15 protein-coding genes are annotated in these 13946 nt (G+C 38.7%); 5 read left to right on the top strand and 10 right to left on the bottom strand.

Annotation, left to right across the window (positions count from 1 at the left end):
* Positions 1-89: 89 nt before the first annotated feature.
* From DSM03_RS16510 to DSM03_RS16525, 4 genes are all read right to left on the bottom strand, one after another.
* Positions 90-1493, bottom strand: coding sequence for an MptA/MptB family glycosyltransferase (locus DSM03_RS16510; RefSeq protein WP_128762722.1), 1404 nt, complete (start codon positions 1491-1493; stop codon positions 90-92).
* Positions 1494-1644: 151 nt separating this feature from the next.
* A complete protein-coding gene (locus tag DSM03_RS16515; protein WP_201740462.1) occupies positions 1645-3120 on the bottom strand; it encodes a cellulose synthase family protein in 1476 nt (491 codons plus the stop codon).
* On the bottom strand, positions 3117-3806 hold the full coding sequence (locus DSM03_RS16520) for a glycosyltransferase family 2 protein (RefSeq protein ID WP_128762723.1): 690 nt from the start codon (positions 3804-3806) through the stop codon (positions 3117-3119). The genes DSM03_RS16515 and DSM03_RS16520 overlap by 4 nt, the downstream gene beginning before the upstream one ends.
* Positions 3806-4276, bottom strand: coding sequence for a toxin-antitoxin system YwqK family antitoxin (locus tag DSM03_RS16525; protein WP_128762724.1), 471 nt, complete (start codon positions 4274-4276; stop codon positions 3806-3808). Before DSM03_RS16525 ends, DSM03_RS16520 begins: the two co-directional genes overlap by 1 nt.
* A gap of 157 nt (positions 4277-4433) precedes the next feature.
* Between DSM03_RS16525 and DSM03_RS16530 the strand changes: the two genes are divergently transcribed.
* On the top strand, positions 4434-5315 hold the full coding sequence (locus DSM03_RS16530) for a hypothetical protein (RefSeq protein WP_236638941.1): 882 nt from the start codon (positions 4434-4436) through the stop codon (positions 5313-5315).
* 35 nt (positions 5316-5350) lie between these two features.
* Positions 5351-6367 carry a fasciclin domain-containing protein gene (locus tag DSM03_RS16535; RefSeq protein ID WP_128762725.1) on the top strand — a complete coding sequence of 339 codons (1017 nt, stop codon included), beginning with the start codon at positions 5351-5353 and terminating at the stop codon, positions 6365-6367.
* Positions 6368-6621: 254 nt separating this feature from the next.
* Here the strand turns inward: DSM03_RS16535 and DSM03_RS16540 are convergent, their stop codons facing one another.
* The 3 genes from DSM03_RS16540 to DSM03_RS16550 are packed head-to-tail and all read right to left on the bottom strand — an operon-like array spanning position 6622 to position 9778.
* The gene (locus DSM03_RS16540) at positions 6622-6837 is read right to left on the bottom strand and encodes a PLD nuclease N-terminal domain-containing protein (RefSeq protein WP_128762726.1); all 216 of its coding nucleotides are present in this window, start codon (positions 6835-6837) and stop codon (positions 6622-6624) included.
* Between the two features lie 47 nt (positions 6838-6884).
* Positions 6885-8474: a 4Fe-4S binding protein gene (locus tag DSM03_RS16545; RefSeq protein WP_128762727.1), complete on the bottom strand. Its 1590-nt coding sequence runs from the start codon at positions 8472-8474 to the stop codon at positions 6885-6887.
* Between the two features lie 2 nt (positions 8475-8476).
* Positions 8477-9778, bottom strand: a complete 1302-nt coding sequence (locus DSM03_RS16550) for an NAD(P)/FAD-dependent oxidoreductase (protein WP_128762728.1) — start codon at positions 9776-9778, stop codon at positions 8477-8479.
* A 124-nt stretch (positions 9779-9902) separates the two neighbouring features.
* Here DSM03_RS16550 and DSM03_RS16555 point away from each other — a divergent pair, with 124 nt between their 5' ends.
* The 3 genes from DSM03_RS16555 to DSM03_RS16565 all read left to right on the top strand — a co-directional run bounded on the left by DSM03_RS16555 (position 9903) and on the right by DSM03_RS16565 (position 11767).
* Positions 9903-10928: a glycoside hydrolase family 113 gene (locus tag DSM03_RS16555; RefSeq protein WP_128762729.1), complete on the top strand. Its 1026-nt coding sequence runs from the start codon at positions 9903-9905 to the stop codon at positions 10926-10928.
* 97 nt (positions 10929-11025) lie between these two features.
* Complete coding sequence (locus tag DSM03_RS16560; RefSeq protein WP_128762730.1) at positions 11026-11184, top strand: YqaE/Pmp3 family membrane protein; 159 nt, start codon at positions 11026-11028, stop codon at positions 11182-11184.
* A 58-nt stretch (positions 11185-11242) separates the two neighbouring features.
* Positions 11243-11767 (top strand): VOC family protein, encoded by a 525-nt coding sequence (locus DSM03_RS16565; protein ID WP_128762731.1) that lies wholly within the window; start codon positions 11243-11245, stop codon positions 11765-11767.
* A gap of 2 nt (positions 11768-11769) precedes the next feature.
* Here DSM03_RS16565 and DSM03_RS16570 read toward each other — a convergent pair whose 3' ends face one another.
* The 3 genes from DSM03_RS16570 to DSM03_RS16580 all read right to left on the bottom strand — a co-directional run bounded on the left by DSM03_RS16570 (position 11770) and on the right by DSM03_RS16580 (position 13943).
* Positions 11770-12204: a hemerythrin domain-containing protein gene (locus DSM03_RS16570; protein ID WP_128762732.1), complete on the bottom strand. Its 435-nt coding sequence runs from the start codon at positions 12202-12204 to the stop codon at positions 11770-11772.
* A 114-nt stretch (positions 12205-12318) separates the two neighbouring features.
* Positions 12319-13023 carry a TIGR04283 family arsenosugar biosynthesis glycosyltransferase gene (locus DSM03_RS16575; protein ID WP_128762733.1) on the bottom strand — a complete coding sequence of 235 codons (705 nt, stop codon included), beginning with the start codon at positions 13021-13023 and terminating at the stop codon, positions 12319-12321.
* 128 nt (positions 13024-13151) lie between these two features.
* Entirely contained in the window at positions 13152-13943 is a 792-nt protein-coding gene (locus DSM03_RS16580) for a DUF547 domain-containing protein (RefSeq protein ID WP_201740463.1), read from the bottom strand.
* Positions 13944-13946: the final 3 nt, after the last annotated feature.

Raw genomic sequence — 13946 nt, forward strand, 5'->3', positions numbered from 1 at the left:
CAGCACATTTACAGGTTAAAAATAAGTTCAATAGATCAGAATAATCTGTTGAAAACTTATATTAACACATTTCTGTGCCCCTGTCTTCGTTAAACTACTTGTTTTTTGGGTTTTTGTTTTAAGAGCTCCCAAACTAAAACACCAATCACGAGAATATATTCAACAGCCACCAGCCAGAGCCTTTCTTCAACCGCAGTTTCTCGATAAGCAGCATAACTGAACATTATGGTGAATGTCCACACGAGCATATAGCGGTATCTGGTAAACACCGAAAGCAGTAATGGCGTCGCAAGGTACCAGGGATGTACGGTTGTGGACAGCGCAAAATAACAGGAAATCCCAAAAAGAAGTCCCGTAAAGAGTTGTTGCGGACTTCTGTTTTTTCTAAAAAAGCTTAGTGCGAGTAGTGCAACCACCGCTATAACCGGAAGAATTTTACCCGCAGTTGCGATAATATTATAGCCTTTTACTTGATAACCAATCCAGCGTACAACATAATACACACTGGCATTGAACTCAAATTTCTGAAACCAAAGTGCCAATGTAGAGCTAAAATGCTCCAACAAAGCTGAATTTAAAAAGGGTGAAAAACTTAAGATGAAAACTAAAACAGCCACTCCGTAAAAACGGACTGATTTCCAGAGTGAAGCCGGAAGATGGTGTTTTACATAACGCCAAAAGTCTTGAGTCTGGACTGAAGGTTTTGCTGGTTTGATTAAAAATTGAAATAGCAAAGGAAGCAACATCAACGGAACCAATTTTACGGAAACTGAAAATCCCCAAAGTACGGCTGCCCAAAACCACTTTTTAAGATATAGTAAATACAACGCTGCAAGCATAAAAAAGAGCATAACGCCTTCAAAATGCAGATTTCCGGTGAGTTCAATTAAAATAAACGGATTGAGAAAATACCAGAAAATCTGTTGTGCCGGCAAACCCATCGCTTTTAGAAGTTTGCTTCCTACCCAAACGATTCCGAGATCTGCAGCGATGATGCTGAGTCGTAGAACTACGATTCCGCCGAGGATCGAATTACCGCTGAAAAGTCCGGAAAGCCAATAGAAAAACTGATTTACTGGCGGGTAGTTTGAATAATGCGCACGGCTTAAACTGCCCATTCCTTCCAGCAGTTCGGTACTTTGATTGATTGGGATGTTTCCCTGAGCAACCCATTGATCGGGCGTAAGCAAATACGGACTTAAACCCTGAGCAAGCAAACGACCATCCCATAAAAAGCGGTAAAAATCTTGGGACAAATTGGGTTCGGCAATAAAGAAAACAAGCCGGGCAAGGACACCCACAGCAACAAGGATTTTAAAATCGGTTTTTAGGAGCTGAATGAGTTTGAAAGACAGAAAAAATAAAGCTGCATAAAGTGTGATGAGTTTTATAAAATCGTGTCGCTGCAAATCATAGGCAAACGCCCCATACATCACCAGGATACTGATGGTAAAAAGGAATTGTATTTTATAAGCCTTTAGTTTTTCGAACATCAATTTACAGCAGAAATTAGGATAAATATAGGCTTTTATACCCTGCGCCAGCGATTGCAGCGGCATCCTTTAGTGCCTTTTTTGGCGCTAAAGATATAGCGGAAAGCGCGGTGTTTCTGAAGCGGGAGCATCAGAAACAGGTGCCCAAAAATCAGGCTTGTGAAAAAATAGACTTAAAGGCTACAAAGCCAAAACCAAAAAAGAGCATCAGGTGAAATAGCACCAGACCAAAATCCTGAATGGCAAACGCACTGTAAATGGCAAAGCCAAAATATAAAAAGAGCAGGCTCTCAATGATGGTGTTGAGCGACAGGTGTTTTTTAAGGTAAATGTTTGCCTTATAGCTGTCGCCTTTTTTCTTGATGTTGAATTTTGGTGTGCGTATAAATTCAGACTTTTTACCAAAGTGTCCTTCTAAAACGGCCAGCGAATTGTGAACGCTAAAGCCCATGGCAATGGAGAAAAAGGTGAAAAACATCCCGATATACCTGAGGAAATTCTTGAATCCACCACCGTGTATTTTTTTATAGGTTACCCAATAACACCCAAAAAAGATGATTGTACTCACGGCAAAAGCAGCAATCACATTAAAATACCAGCTGTAGGCGGGATTGTTGTTTTTGATATATAAAACCGGGACGCTCAGGATCGCCACAAGTAATACCAGCAAAAACATGCTGCTGTTGAGCAGGTGAAAAAAGCTGTGAAATTTCGTCTTAAACGATACGGTAGGGTCTTTTAAAAGTCGGCCGTAAAGCTTCTGAAAATTTTCGGCGGCTCCTTTATTCCAGCGGAATTGTTGCGAGCGTGCAGCACTTATGGCTACGGGTAGTTCGGCTGGGGTTTCTACATCGATGAGGTATTTAAAATCCCATTTCTTGAGTTGTGCGCGGTAGCTGAGATCCAGATCTTCGGTAAGCGTGTCGCCCTGCCAGTTGCCGGCATCAAGGATGCAGGTTTTACGCCAGATACCTGCGGTACCGTTAAAGTTGATAAAGTGATGCCCAAAATTGCGGCCCACCTGTTCTAAAACAAAATGAAAATCAAGTGCAAATGCCTGAATTTTAGTCAATAGCGAGTAGTCGCGGTTGAGGTGTGCCCAGCGGGTTTGCACCACGCCAATTTTACTATCCTTGAAATACGGAACTGTCTTTTGCAACCAATCGGGATTGGGAACAAAGTCTGAATCAAAAATGGCGATATAGTCACCTTTTGCGATCAGAAGTCCTTCTTTTAAAGCGCCGGCTTTAAAGCCGCTTCGGTCGGTACGGGTGATGTGTTTGATATCAAGACCCTGGTCCTGTAATTGGTTTATTTGCTGGCGGGTAGTCTCAAGACTCGCATCGGTAGAGTCGTCAAGCACCTGTATTTCTAATTTGTCTTTAGGATAATCGAGCTTTGCGATGCTCTCAAGCAATCGCTCTACTACATACATCTCGTTATAAAGTGGAAGCTGTACGGTTACAACCGGAATTTCTTCTGATTTTGAAAAGTCAAAAACAGGAGCATTTTCTATACTTTTTTTGGCTTTGAGGTAATTAAGCAGCAGGTTGAGCTGTGCCAGGCTGTATAAAAATATAACCGCCAGTGCCAGAGTATATAGGATGATTACTGCTGTCTCTATCATTTGAAACTGTATTTAAAAATCCAGCCCAAGATTTTTACACCGGCAAATATAGCACCTTTAACGGTTCCTGAAACTTTTGATACGCCGATGCGGTTACGGTATTTTACGGGGATCTCGGTGTATGTAAGCTTTTGTTTTAAGGCTTTTAACTGCATCTCAACCGTCCAGCCATAGGTTTTATCTTCCATTTTTAAGGCCAGAAGCTTATCGTATTTTATGGCTCTAAAAGGGCCCAAATCGGTAAATCGGGAACCAAAAAACCAGCGCATCAGCGTTGTCGCCAGTGCGTTGCCAAAACGTTGCGGAAACGTCATACTGCCGTCTTCGCGCAGGCGTTTTACACGGGCACCAATTACAAAGTCGAGATTATCCTGAATGATGGGTTTAATCAATTCATCTAACTGCTCCGGGTAATCGCTGTAATCCCCATCCAGAAAAACCACAATATCCGGTTTGGTTTCTTTCGCAGCGATATAGCTCATTCCTTTAAGGCAGGCATAGCCGTAACCGGGATTGCTTTCGGTTAGGACTGTGGCTCCGGCTTTTTTTGCTGTTCTTTCAGTCTGATCTGTAGAATTGTTGCTCACCACAATAACTTCTTCTACGTGGTCTGGAACATCCTGTATGACCTGACCTATAGAGTCCTGCTCGTTAAATGCCGGAATAATTACATTAATTTTTTGCATTAAAAGCGGGCGTTAGGGTTGTCCTTTTTAAACTGAGATATGCTCGTCCAACTTCCGGAGAGTTTATCTTGATCATATCTATTAGCTTTTATAAGTTTTTCATTTTTGTAAAGCAAACCGTAACCTTCCTTTACGTTATTCTGATACTGAATTTTTTCTTTTTGGTTTTCTGACCTGTAAACAATCCACCAATCTATTTTTTGATCCTGTTTATAGTGCCCCTCTCTTAAGAGTCTGGAGGTCTTGTCGTAATAAAACCAATATCCATTTTTTTGATCATTATGATATTCTCCTTTGGCTTTAACCACTCCTGATGGATAATAGTAATACCAATAAGCTTCTTTCTCAGAGCCTTTTTGCCATCCTTCAGCAATTAATTTTCCGCTGGCGTCAAATTCCCGCACATAGGTTTTGCTTTCCTGAGAAATGCAAATGAAACCAATTAAACACAGTAAGGTTTTAAATATCATGAAATTATTAATGTAAGACGAAAAAGAATGATTGAACTAACATAGGGTTTTCAAGGATTGTATACGCAAAATCCGCTTTAAAGGTTTTTAACATAAGATTAAGAAAACTGAATTGTTGAATACAGCGTATGTGTCGTGTAACCAAAAATCTATAACGATGAACTTAAATTTACGATTTCTTACTGGTGCTCTTTTTATGATGCCGGTTATGATGCTTGCCCAGAGTCCGGTAAGCGGCTTTATGAAAGTTAAAGGAGATGGGAGTATTACCGCCTCTTTTTCTTCGGAAAAATACGATGAAGTATTTCTTGTACCACAAAAGGTAGATGGGGTACCCGTTTTTAATGAAGTTAAAACAATAAGTTACTCGCTTTATGCCGAGTATGGACTTTCAGATAATTTCAACTTGGTATTTAATCTTCCTTATATCAAATCTGAAGGGCAAGCTATACCAGAAACCTTAGAAAATACAGGTTATGAGAATGAGCGCAAAGGCGTGCAGGATGTGAGTCTTTACGGAAAATACCGTTTTGCTTCTAAAGCAACTCCTAACGGAATGATAGACTTTATCGCTGCTGCGGGTATTGAAACACCTTTGGGTGATTATCGAGTAGACGAAGAATTACAATCTATTATAGCAATAGGTAATCGCTCTACAAATATTACAGGTCTTGCGATTGCATCTTACAAACACAATAACGGCATTTTTGCCACGGGACAAATTGGTTACAGCTTGCGCAGTAATGATGTGCCTAATGCTTTGTTGAGTGAAGTTAAATTGGGCTATGCTGCTTCAAAATTTTATTTAGAAGGGTATGTGGCTAATCAGTTATCAGATGATAGTGGGGTTGATATATTGGGAGAAGGCTTTAATGGATTCTTTCCTGCAACACGGGTTAACTATACGCGCTTAGGCTTCAATGCGTATGTGCCTGTTTATAAAGGTCTGGGTGTTTCCGGTGGATATTCAAATTACATCGAAGGACGTAACCTGGGTGATGCAGATGGTTTTAACTGGGGAGTGACGTATTCATTCTAAAAATCAAAAATTTCAATAACTACATAAAAGATATTATGAAAAATATATACAAATATACTGGTGTCGCACTAGCCTTTTTAGGTGCTGTTTTAAACACATCTTGTGAAACCGATAGTGCTTATGAAGATGAGCCTGCATCTATTGCAGCAATAGCTGTAGCTAATCCTGATTTTAGCACTTTAGAAACTGCTGCTGTGTTAGGAGATGTAGCTTTAACTTTGAGTAACAGTAATTCAAATGATGCTTCTGGCGACTTTACTGTTTTTGCTCCTACAAATGCTGCATTTGCACGTCTGGGGCTTGAAGAAGCAACATTAGGCGTTTTGCAACAACCTTTTTTGAAAAGTACATTGCTGTATCACGTTTCTAACGGTAATTTGCTTTCAAATTCTACTACAGATGGAGTAACTGCGCCTTCACTTTTAGGTCCAACACGTCGTTTTATTGAACGCGACGGAGCTATATATATTAACGGTTCTGAGATTTTAGCTACAGACATATCAGCTTCAAATGGAACCGTACACGTGATTGACAAAGTGATGATTGCATCAGGAGCAGATGTAGTACAAACAGCTTTGGCATTAAATGATGCAAACGTATTTAAAAACCCGGAGCTTACATTTTTAGTTGCGGCTGTAGTTTATGCTGATTTAGCAGGTGCTTTGAGCAATCCTGATGCTAGTTTTACTGTTTTTGCTCCTACTGATTCAGCTTTTAAAGCTGTTTTAGAAGCTGTACTTGGTGATGATTACACTGGTACTACAGATGATATAGCAAAATTAGATATGGTTTTAGGTGCTGGTACAGTACAAGCAATTTTATTAAATCACGTATTTGCAGATGTTTCTGAGGGTAAATTTACTTCAGAATTAAATGCAGGTACTTATGATGCATTAGGATCAGATGATATAACACTAGGAACATTTACAGATGGCGTGCTTAGTGTAAGTGGTTCTGGTAATACTGCTCCTGCAAATATGGTAATTCCAGATGTACAAACCACAAACGGTATTGTACACGTAATTGATCAGGTGTTATTACCTGTCCTATAAAAATAATTTTTGTTTAGTTTGGATTTTGATTAGGGACAGTAGCACGGCTACTGTCCTTTTTCGATTTTCAGACCGCCAGAAATTATCAAATCTAGGGTTAAGCATTTTAACAGGATAAGAAAAACCAAATTACATTTTACTGCGTAAATGAAGTAGATAATGTTTGTTTAATATTGATTTGTTAGCAAAGGCGCGGGTGGAGATCTGTGCCTTTTTTAATGCTTTTGATTAAGGTTTTAACGCTTTCGCGAAAGCTAAACCGTATCAATACGCTGCTGTCTGCCCATAGCAAAATAGAGGATTGAACCAAAAATGTTGAAAAAGATTACAATCAAAACCCAAATGATTTTGTTGTTACCTTTAAACTCGTGACGTACGATATCTACTAAGGCAATTATTGGAAGAATTATTCCTAAACCTAAACCAAGTATTAACATAATCTGCCAGGGGCCTACCATTCCTAAAAACATATGTAAATTTTAGAGTGAATTTTAAAAATACAAAAGATAATCCTATTCTAGTTTTGATTCAAATAATCCATAAGGTCTACATCATTACCAAGCAATACTTCACGGCTGTTGATGCGATTATCTGTAGCAGCATTTTCTAATTTTAGAACGCCGCGCGGGCAAACTGCAGAACAAATACCACAACCTACACAACTGGCGCGTACAATATTTTCGCCTTTCTGCGCATAAGCACGTACGTCAATTCCCATTTCGCAGTAACTGGAGCAGTTTCCACAGGAAATGCACTGTCCGCCATTTGTCGTGATTCTGAATTTTGAAAAGAGTCTTTGCTGAAGGCCTAAAATTGCAGCCATTGGGCAGCCAAAACGGCACCACACACGATTGCCGAAAATAGGGTAGAAGCCTGTACCAATTACTCCACTAAAAATACTACCAATTAGAAAACCATAAGTTGTACGCAAGGTTTCTGCCGGGATTAAAAAGAGTGTGCTTCCGCTGGTATAATGAATACCTATTAAGGTTAAAACAATCACTAAATACCCAATAGCGCCATAACGCGCATCTTTTTGCAACTCTTCTTTCTTAAAAATCCATATTGCGGCAAAAAGCAGCGTTAAAAAAACACCCACGCCAATCAGAAAAATATCTTTAGTGAGCCAGTATTTATCAGGGTCGTAACCCAGGTATGTAGAAATTACAGCTGTTGTCATCACTACCACAAAAACCAAAACACTGTGCACAACCCAGCGTTCTACCTTCCACGCAAATTCGCTCTTATCACTAAGGTGTCTAAAGGAATCACCGGCAGTTTCTGCGAGTCCGCCACAGCCGCAAACCCAACTGCAATACCAGCGTTTACCGTATTTGTAAGTGAGTATAGGCGTAATTACAAAAATTGAAGCAATACCAAATAGCAATAATGCCAACCCGATATCACCGGCTGAAATAAAATCATCTACGCGGTACTGCTCAAAATTATAATAATTGAGCGGCCATACATTTTTTATGTCGTAATACGGAAGACTGAATTCATCAGAATTTAAACGCGCCATAAATTCTGGAATTAAAAAAGCAAAAGCTGTCTGAAAAAACATAACGCTTATTGTTCGCAAGCGCTCATAACGGTTGTGGCGGTACTTCCATAGAAATTTAATACCAAAACCTAAAATAGCAATGGTGTATAAAGTCCCGTAAACAAACCATTGGCTGGCTGGGTTTCCACTTAGAATTTTACTCAAAGGATCAAAAAGTGCAATGAGACCAGTGTTTTCTCCTTCTGCACTAAGGCCTAGCAAATCAGCTTTAAAATAAAGAACAACGTAAAACCCGGTTAGAGCAAGGCCGGCAACCCAGGCCAGAAAGCCACGGCTGGAAATAGATTTAAACCAGACGCCATCATTTTTAATCCCCTCTTGTTTGTCAGCATAGGCTCCGTAGGAAAAAAGAAGAATCCCACCAAAAATTGAAACAAGCGAGAGTGTAAGCCACAATGCTTTGTTAGGTAAATTAATGTTGAATAAAGCGAGTAATAAAATGATGAGACCGCCCACAACAATTGCTGTACTTACTTTCTGAACACTGTTTATAGAAGCTGGTGGCTGACCGGTAAGCGATAGATCTCGTTGTATGCTGCTCATAGTTATGCGATTTGTTTTGAAGCGTTGTAAGTAGCTTGTATGTGTGATTCGTATTTTTTGTAAAACTCAGGGTCAAAATTTGCCTGACTTAAATGCTGTAGCACATATTCAACAGACTTGTGTTCATTGAGCCAGCGATCTAAAACCTCGTGTCGCATTCTGATTCCAAAAGTGTTAATTCCTAAAAATTGTAAGGATTCTTTGTGAAAGGCGATTGTGATACATTTTGTATTGTCAGGATGTTTCCAATGAAAATGTTGCTCGTAGTCTTTTTTATTTTTGGTACTGAAGACCCAGCCATAGGTTTGATATTCGATATCAAAAAATTTAGCGCTATTAAACCAGTTTCCAGGATTGTATTCAAAGGGTGTTCCGCAGATGGTTTGAGCTACTGTTTCTCCCATCATACGGCCGGTATACCATACCGCTTCAATCGGTTTGCGCAAGCCTATGGCTTCACGCTGTCGTGCACAGTCGCCAATGGCATAAACATTTTTAACATTGGTTTCAAGCAATCTATTTACGAGTATCCCTTTATCGGTTTCTATACCGCTGTCTTTCAGAAAGTCGATTTTTGGTTTTACTCCGGTGGTGATGCCAACTAAATTACATGGAATTTCTTCTCCTTTTTTTGTAACTATAGCTTGTACATTTCCGGTGCCGTTGTCTATAATTTTATCGAGTTCTTCTTCGTGACGAAGGTCAATACCATGACTTAAAATATGTTCAGAAATCAATTGAGCTTCGGCATCAGGCAAAACACCAGACCAGAACCCTTTTTCTCGCACCAGGAGGGTCACATCAATTTTACGAGTGTGAAGCATTTCAGCTAATTCAACACCTATAAGTCCGCCGCCAATAATCACGGCTTTTGGGCAAACCTCATTATTGGGTGCGTTATGCTCTAACAATTCCAGATCCTGTTTAGAGACCAAACCCTGAACACCTTTAAGATCCTGACCTTCCCAGCCGTATTTTGCAGGAATAGAACCGGTAGCTAAAATAAGTGTGTCGTACTTTAGTTTTTGACCATCTGCTAAATGAAGTATTTGCTCTTGAGGGTTTATTTTTTCGACATAAGCCTGTAGTAAATCAATTTGGTTTTTAGCCCAGAATTTGTCTTCATACGGTTTGAGATCTTTCCAGCGCATATGGCCCATATACACATACATCAATGCCGTACGCGAGAAAAAATGCTCACTTTCGGCAGAAATAAGGGTTATTTTTTTATCTGAATTTTTGCGGATGTGACGCGCAGCCGTAACTCCTGCTATACCATTACCCACAATAACCACGTGCTCCATATCTTTAGCTGTTGAGAATACTTACAAGATAAGAACTTAGCAGGCTCTTAAAATCTTTTTAACTGCATTTTTAGACGAAAGAAAACACAAGAGCTATCTAAAAATTTCCAGTATTTTTAACGTGATGAGAATAGATATTCGTTTTTTACTTGTTTTAGTTGTTGCCATTTGCATTACAGCATGCTCTGCAACACCCGTTGCCGGGCAACAGATTAATGGGGTTAGTTTTGTTTCGTCAAAAGATAACTTGACGCAATCACATATAGACCCTATTCTTAATGTAGGGGCAAGTCACGCAGCGGTTATGCCGTTTGCTTTTGTGCGTGATAAAAATCATCCTGAGCTGCAATTCAATTCAGAAAGACAGTGGTTTGGTGAGCGATATACCGGTGTGAAACAATATGTCGAAGCTTTGCATCAGAATGATATTAAGGTGATGATAAAACCGCATATCTGGATTTGGCGAGGTGTATTTACAGGCGATATGAAAATGGACTCAGAAGCAGACTGGGAGCTTTTTGAAAAAAGTTATGAAGACTACATTTTGCTATATGCAGCATTAGCCGAAGAAACTCACGCAGAGTTGTTTTGCATAGGAACCGAACTTTACAATTTTACAAAAGAGCGTCCTGAGTTTTGGGCTTCTTTAATTGAAAAAGTACGCAATGTTTTTTCAGGTAAGTTGACGTATGCAGAAAATTGGGATAAAGTTGGTGAAGTAACATTTTGGAGTGACTTAGATTTTATAGGTGCTGACGCTTATTTTCCGGTTACTGATGAGGTTACACCCACAACAGCTAAAGCTAAAGGAGGCTGGGAGCCGCATAAAAAATTGCTGGTATCGCTTTCGCAGAGGTATAGTAAACCCATCTTATTTACCGAGTTTGGATACCGAAGTGCAGATTATGCGGGAAAAGAACCTTGGGTAAGCGATCGTCATGACGGGAAAATGAATGCTAAAGCTCAGGCTAATTTATACGAAGCGGTATTTGAAACGTTTTGGGACGAAGAGTGGTTTGCAGGCGGTTTTGCATGGAAATGGTTTCACAATCACGACCGCGCTATACAAGAAGAAAACAACCGTTTTACTCCGCAGGGAAAAGAAGCAGAACAGATTTTAAAAAAGTGGTATGAAAGAGATGTTAAATAACCGCATTAAGTGTCAAACTCTTGCCAATTGATATTTGTTTAAGACCTTGATTTTGTGATTAGTTCTAGTTTAGCATAACTAACTAAAAATTCTAATTATGTCAATTCTTACAATAATAATTTCTATTCTTTTACCACCACTAGGTGTAGCAATGGCAAAAGGTATTGGTAAAGATTTTGTTATCAACGTGATTCTTACTTTACTAGGCTGGTTGCCTGGGGTAATTCACGCATTTTATGTGAATAGCAGAGGCTAAGTCTAAAAGTAATATGCAGCATTGGGTTTTATAAGTATATTTATAAAACCCTTTTTTTATGCGTATTCTTTTTTCTGGATTAATCTTTTTTGCACTTTCTATACAGGCGTTGTGCGCGCAAACAAACTTCAAGTCTGGAGCTTTAACTGCTGCTGTTATTTCTAGCAATAGTCAACAAACACTACATTTTTATAGAGATATTTTAGGACTTAAAGATGCCGGCGGATTCACTATTGATGTAGCCTTTGCAGAACGTTTAGGCTTGTCAGCTGGTGTTCCTTTTGAAGTAACCGTGTTGAAGTTCACAGATTCGCCAGATTCTTCACAACTTAAAATCGTATCATTTAAAGAAGAGGAAGACCTGAATGTTGAAGAAGTAAAAACCAGTATTCAAGAGCAATTAGGTTTGCAATATTTAACCCTTCAAGTGTATTCTTTAGATCCCATTATAACGCGTCTAAAAAAAGAAGGCATTTTGCCGGAAGCAGAAACGCCTATTGATCTTGGTAATGGTAGCTTTCTGATTTTGCTGAAAGATCCTGATGGTGTTTTTGTTGAGGTTATAGGAAGTTTAACCCTGTAATCTTATCGGTTTTCTTGCATTTGTTTTTGATAGTCTTTTGCGATATCTATCTTTTGTTTTTCAGTAAAAACTTTTCCTGCTAATTGAAAAAAGCTGTGTTCTTCATCTTTCAGATGATGCTCTACTTTCTCACAAAGCTGTTTAGCATAAACTAACCAGGCAGGGGAATCCATCTCAGTATCATCAATCTTTTCTATAAGTTCATCCATTTCGTGATGTTCTGCAATGCCGTGACGCGCGTGTTCTTGCATCATATCGTTATGAATAAGTGGAGAATAAAACGTACGCTCTTCTGCATCAGCATGAATCTCGAGCTCTTTCTTTAATTGTTCCCAAAGCAATTTACGGTCTTTGCTTTCTCCAGAAGTAGAAGTTACAAGTTCGCAAAGCTGTCTCTGTTTATCATGATCTTTACGGATGGCTTCAAAAATATTCATGGCGTAGTTTTTTAGATTTTTATTGAAAATACACCGAAGCTTTTCAGTAGACTGTTAACAAAGTATCAATTTTTACTATTATTGATAATACTTGATTCATCTATATGGTTAGGGCTATTTCTTGAGATGCTTAGAATAGTAAGCCAGTAATTCTTCGGCTGAAGCACCAAACCATTTTTTGACATAAATAGTCCAAAAATGATATTGTACATACCACACGCCATACTTGTCATACATACGTGCTGAAGATTTAATAGGATACTGAATAACTACAAAGGAGTTTCGAGCATACAGTTCATTAATAAGAATATTATCCTCATAAATAATATAATTTTCATTAAAACCGCCTATTTCATCAAAAAGTTCATGTGTAATAAACTGGCTTTGATCACCACCGCGACACGCTCTCCAACTAAATTTTGTTAAGTAACTCGCCAGACGCAACCACCAATGATTGCTGTCAAAGCGCATTTTAAAACAACCTGCAGGATTGCCTTTAGCAACCTCGTTAGCTATGTGTTTGTCAAAGTCTTTAGGAGGGAAAGAATCTGCGTGTAAAAAATATAAAACAGATCCATTGGCATTATCAGCACCAGTGTTCATCTGCCTTGCGCGACCACGCTCTGAAGATAGAACCTGAATTTTAAGTGTATTTTCAGCTTGAATTTGTTTGGCTACAGATAACGTTTCATCTGTGCTGCCACCATCTACAACTATGATCTCTAATGAATTTGTATCTGCTGCATGATCAGCAAGATGCTTTAAAAGAAAGGGTAAGTTTTCCGCTTCGTTAAGAACCGGGATGACAATACTAATCATAAAGTTAAGTTCGATAAATCAAAAGGTTTAGATCAGGTAAGCCTTTCAAAGCTAAATTAATTCTTACGCATTAAGCATGAAAAATCCCGAATAGATTTCGGGATTTTTATAAAAATTAATCTGTTGGGCTACTGCTCATTTAAATTCCAGTCATAATCTTTATAAGAGATTGTTGCGCCAGAATTTATTTTAGTTTTACTGTATTGATTAATATAATCTACTACAGTAGGAGATTTATCGCTTATAAAATCTTTTTTATACCAGTCAAAAATTGAAGAGATTTTGGGACTGTTAGCGCTAATATCATTCTTGTCAGAATTTATAAATTCTCTAGTTGCGCGCTCTAATTGCTCATTAATTTTTCCGGCGGTATAAGCTTCATTCAATAATTTAGGGCAAGACATAGAAGCACAGTTGATTGCAAAATGTATACGCGGCTCGTTCATTTTACGAAGTACGCCGTTTTCAATTCCACCTAGAGAAAGTTCTTTATTACCAACAGGCACAATACCCTTTGTCCACGCTCCATTAATATCTTTTATACTTTTTACCGGGTAATTATCTAAAATCAAATCTACAGTATAAGCATTATACAAATTGATGTAATATGCCAGTAATTCCTGTACAGACCAGTCGTTAGAGGGTTCATAACCAGATAGCTTTTTTAAATACGCATCTAATTTAGAACGGTCGGCTTTAAACCCTTCATAATCAACCATCCCATTTGCGTCAACATTCTTTTTAAGTAAAGCATCCCACGCACTGTGATCTACATTTTCTGCAGAGTTTGCTGTTGTTGAAGTTAAATTTTCTCCGGCCTGTTTAGTCGGTTGCCCACCACTTGTAATACCCGCTGCAGAAAGTAAGTTGCAACTGTTTAATGTGAAGGCCAATGTAAGGCATATAAATACTCTTTTCATAAG

Origin of the sequence: Leeuwenhoekiella aestuarii, assembly GCF_004104055.1 — a bacterium.
GTDB lineage: Bacteria > Bacteroidota > Bacteroidia > Flavobacteriales > Flavobacteriaceae > Leeuwenhoekiella > Leeuwenhoekiella aestuarii.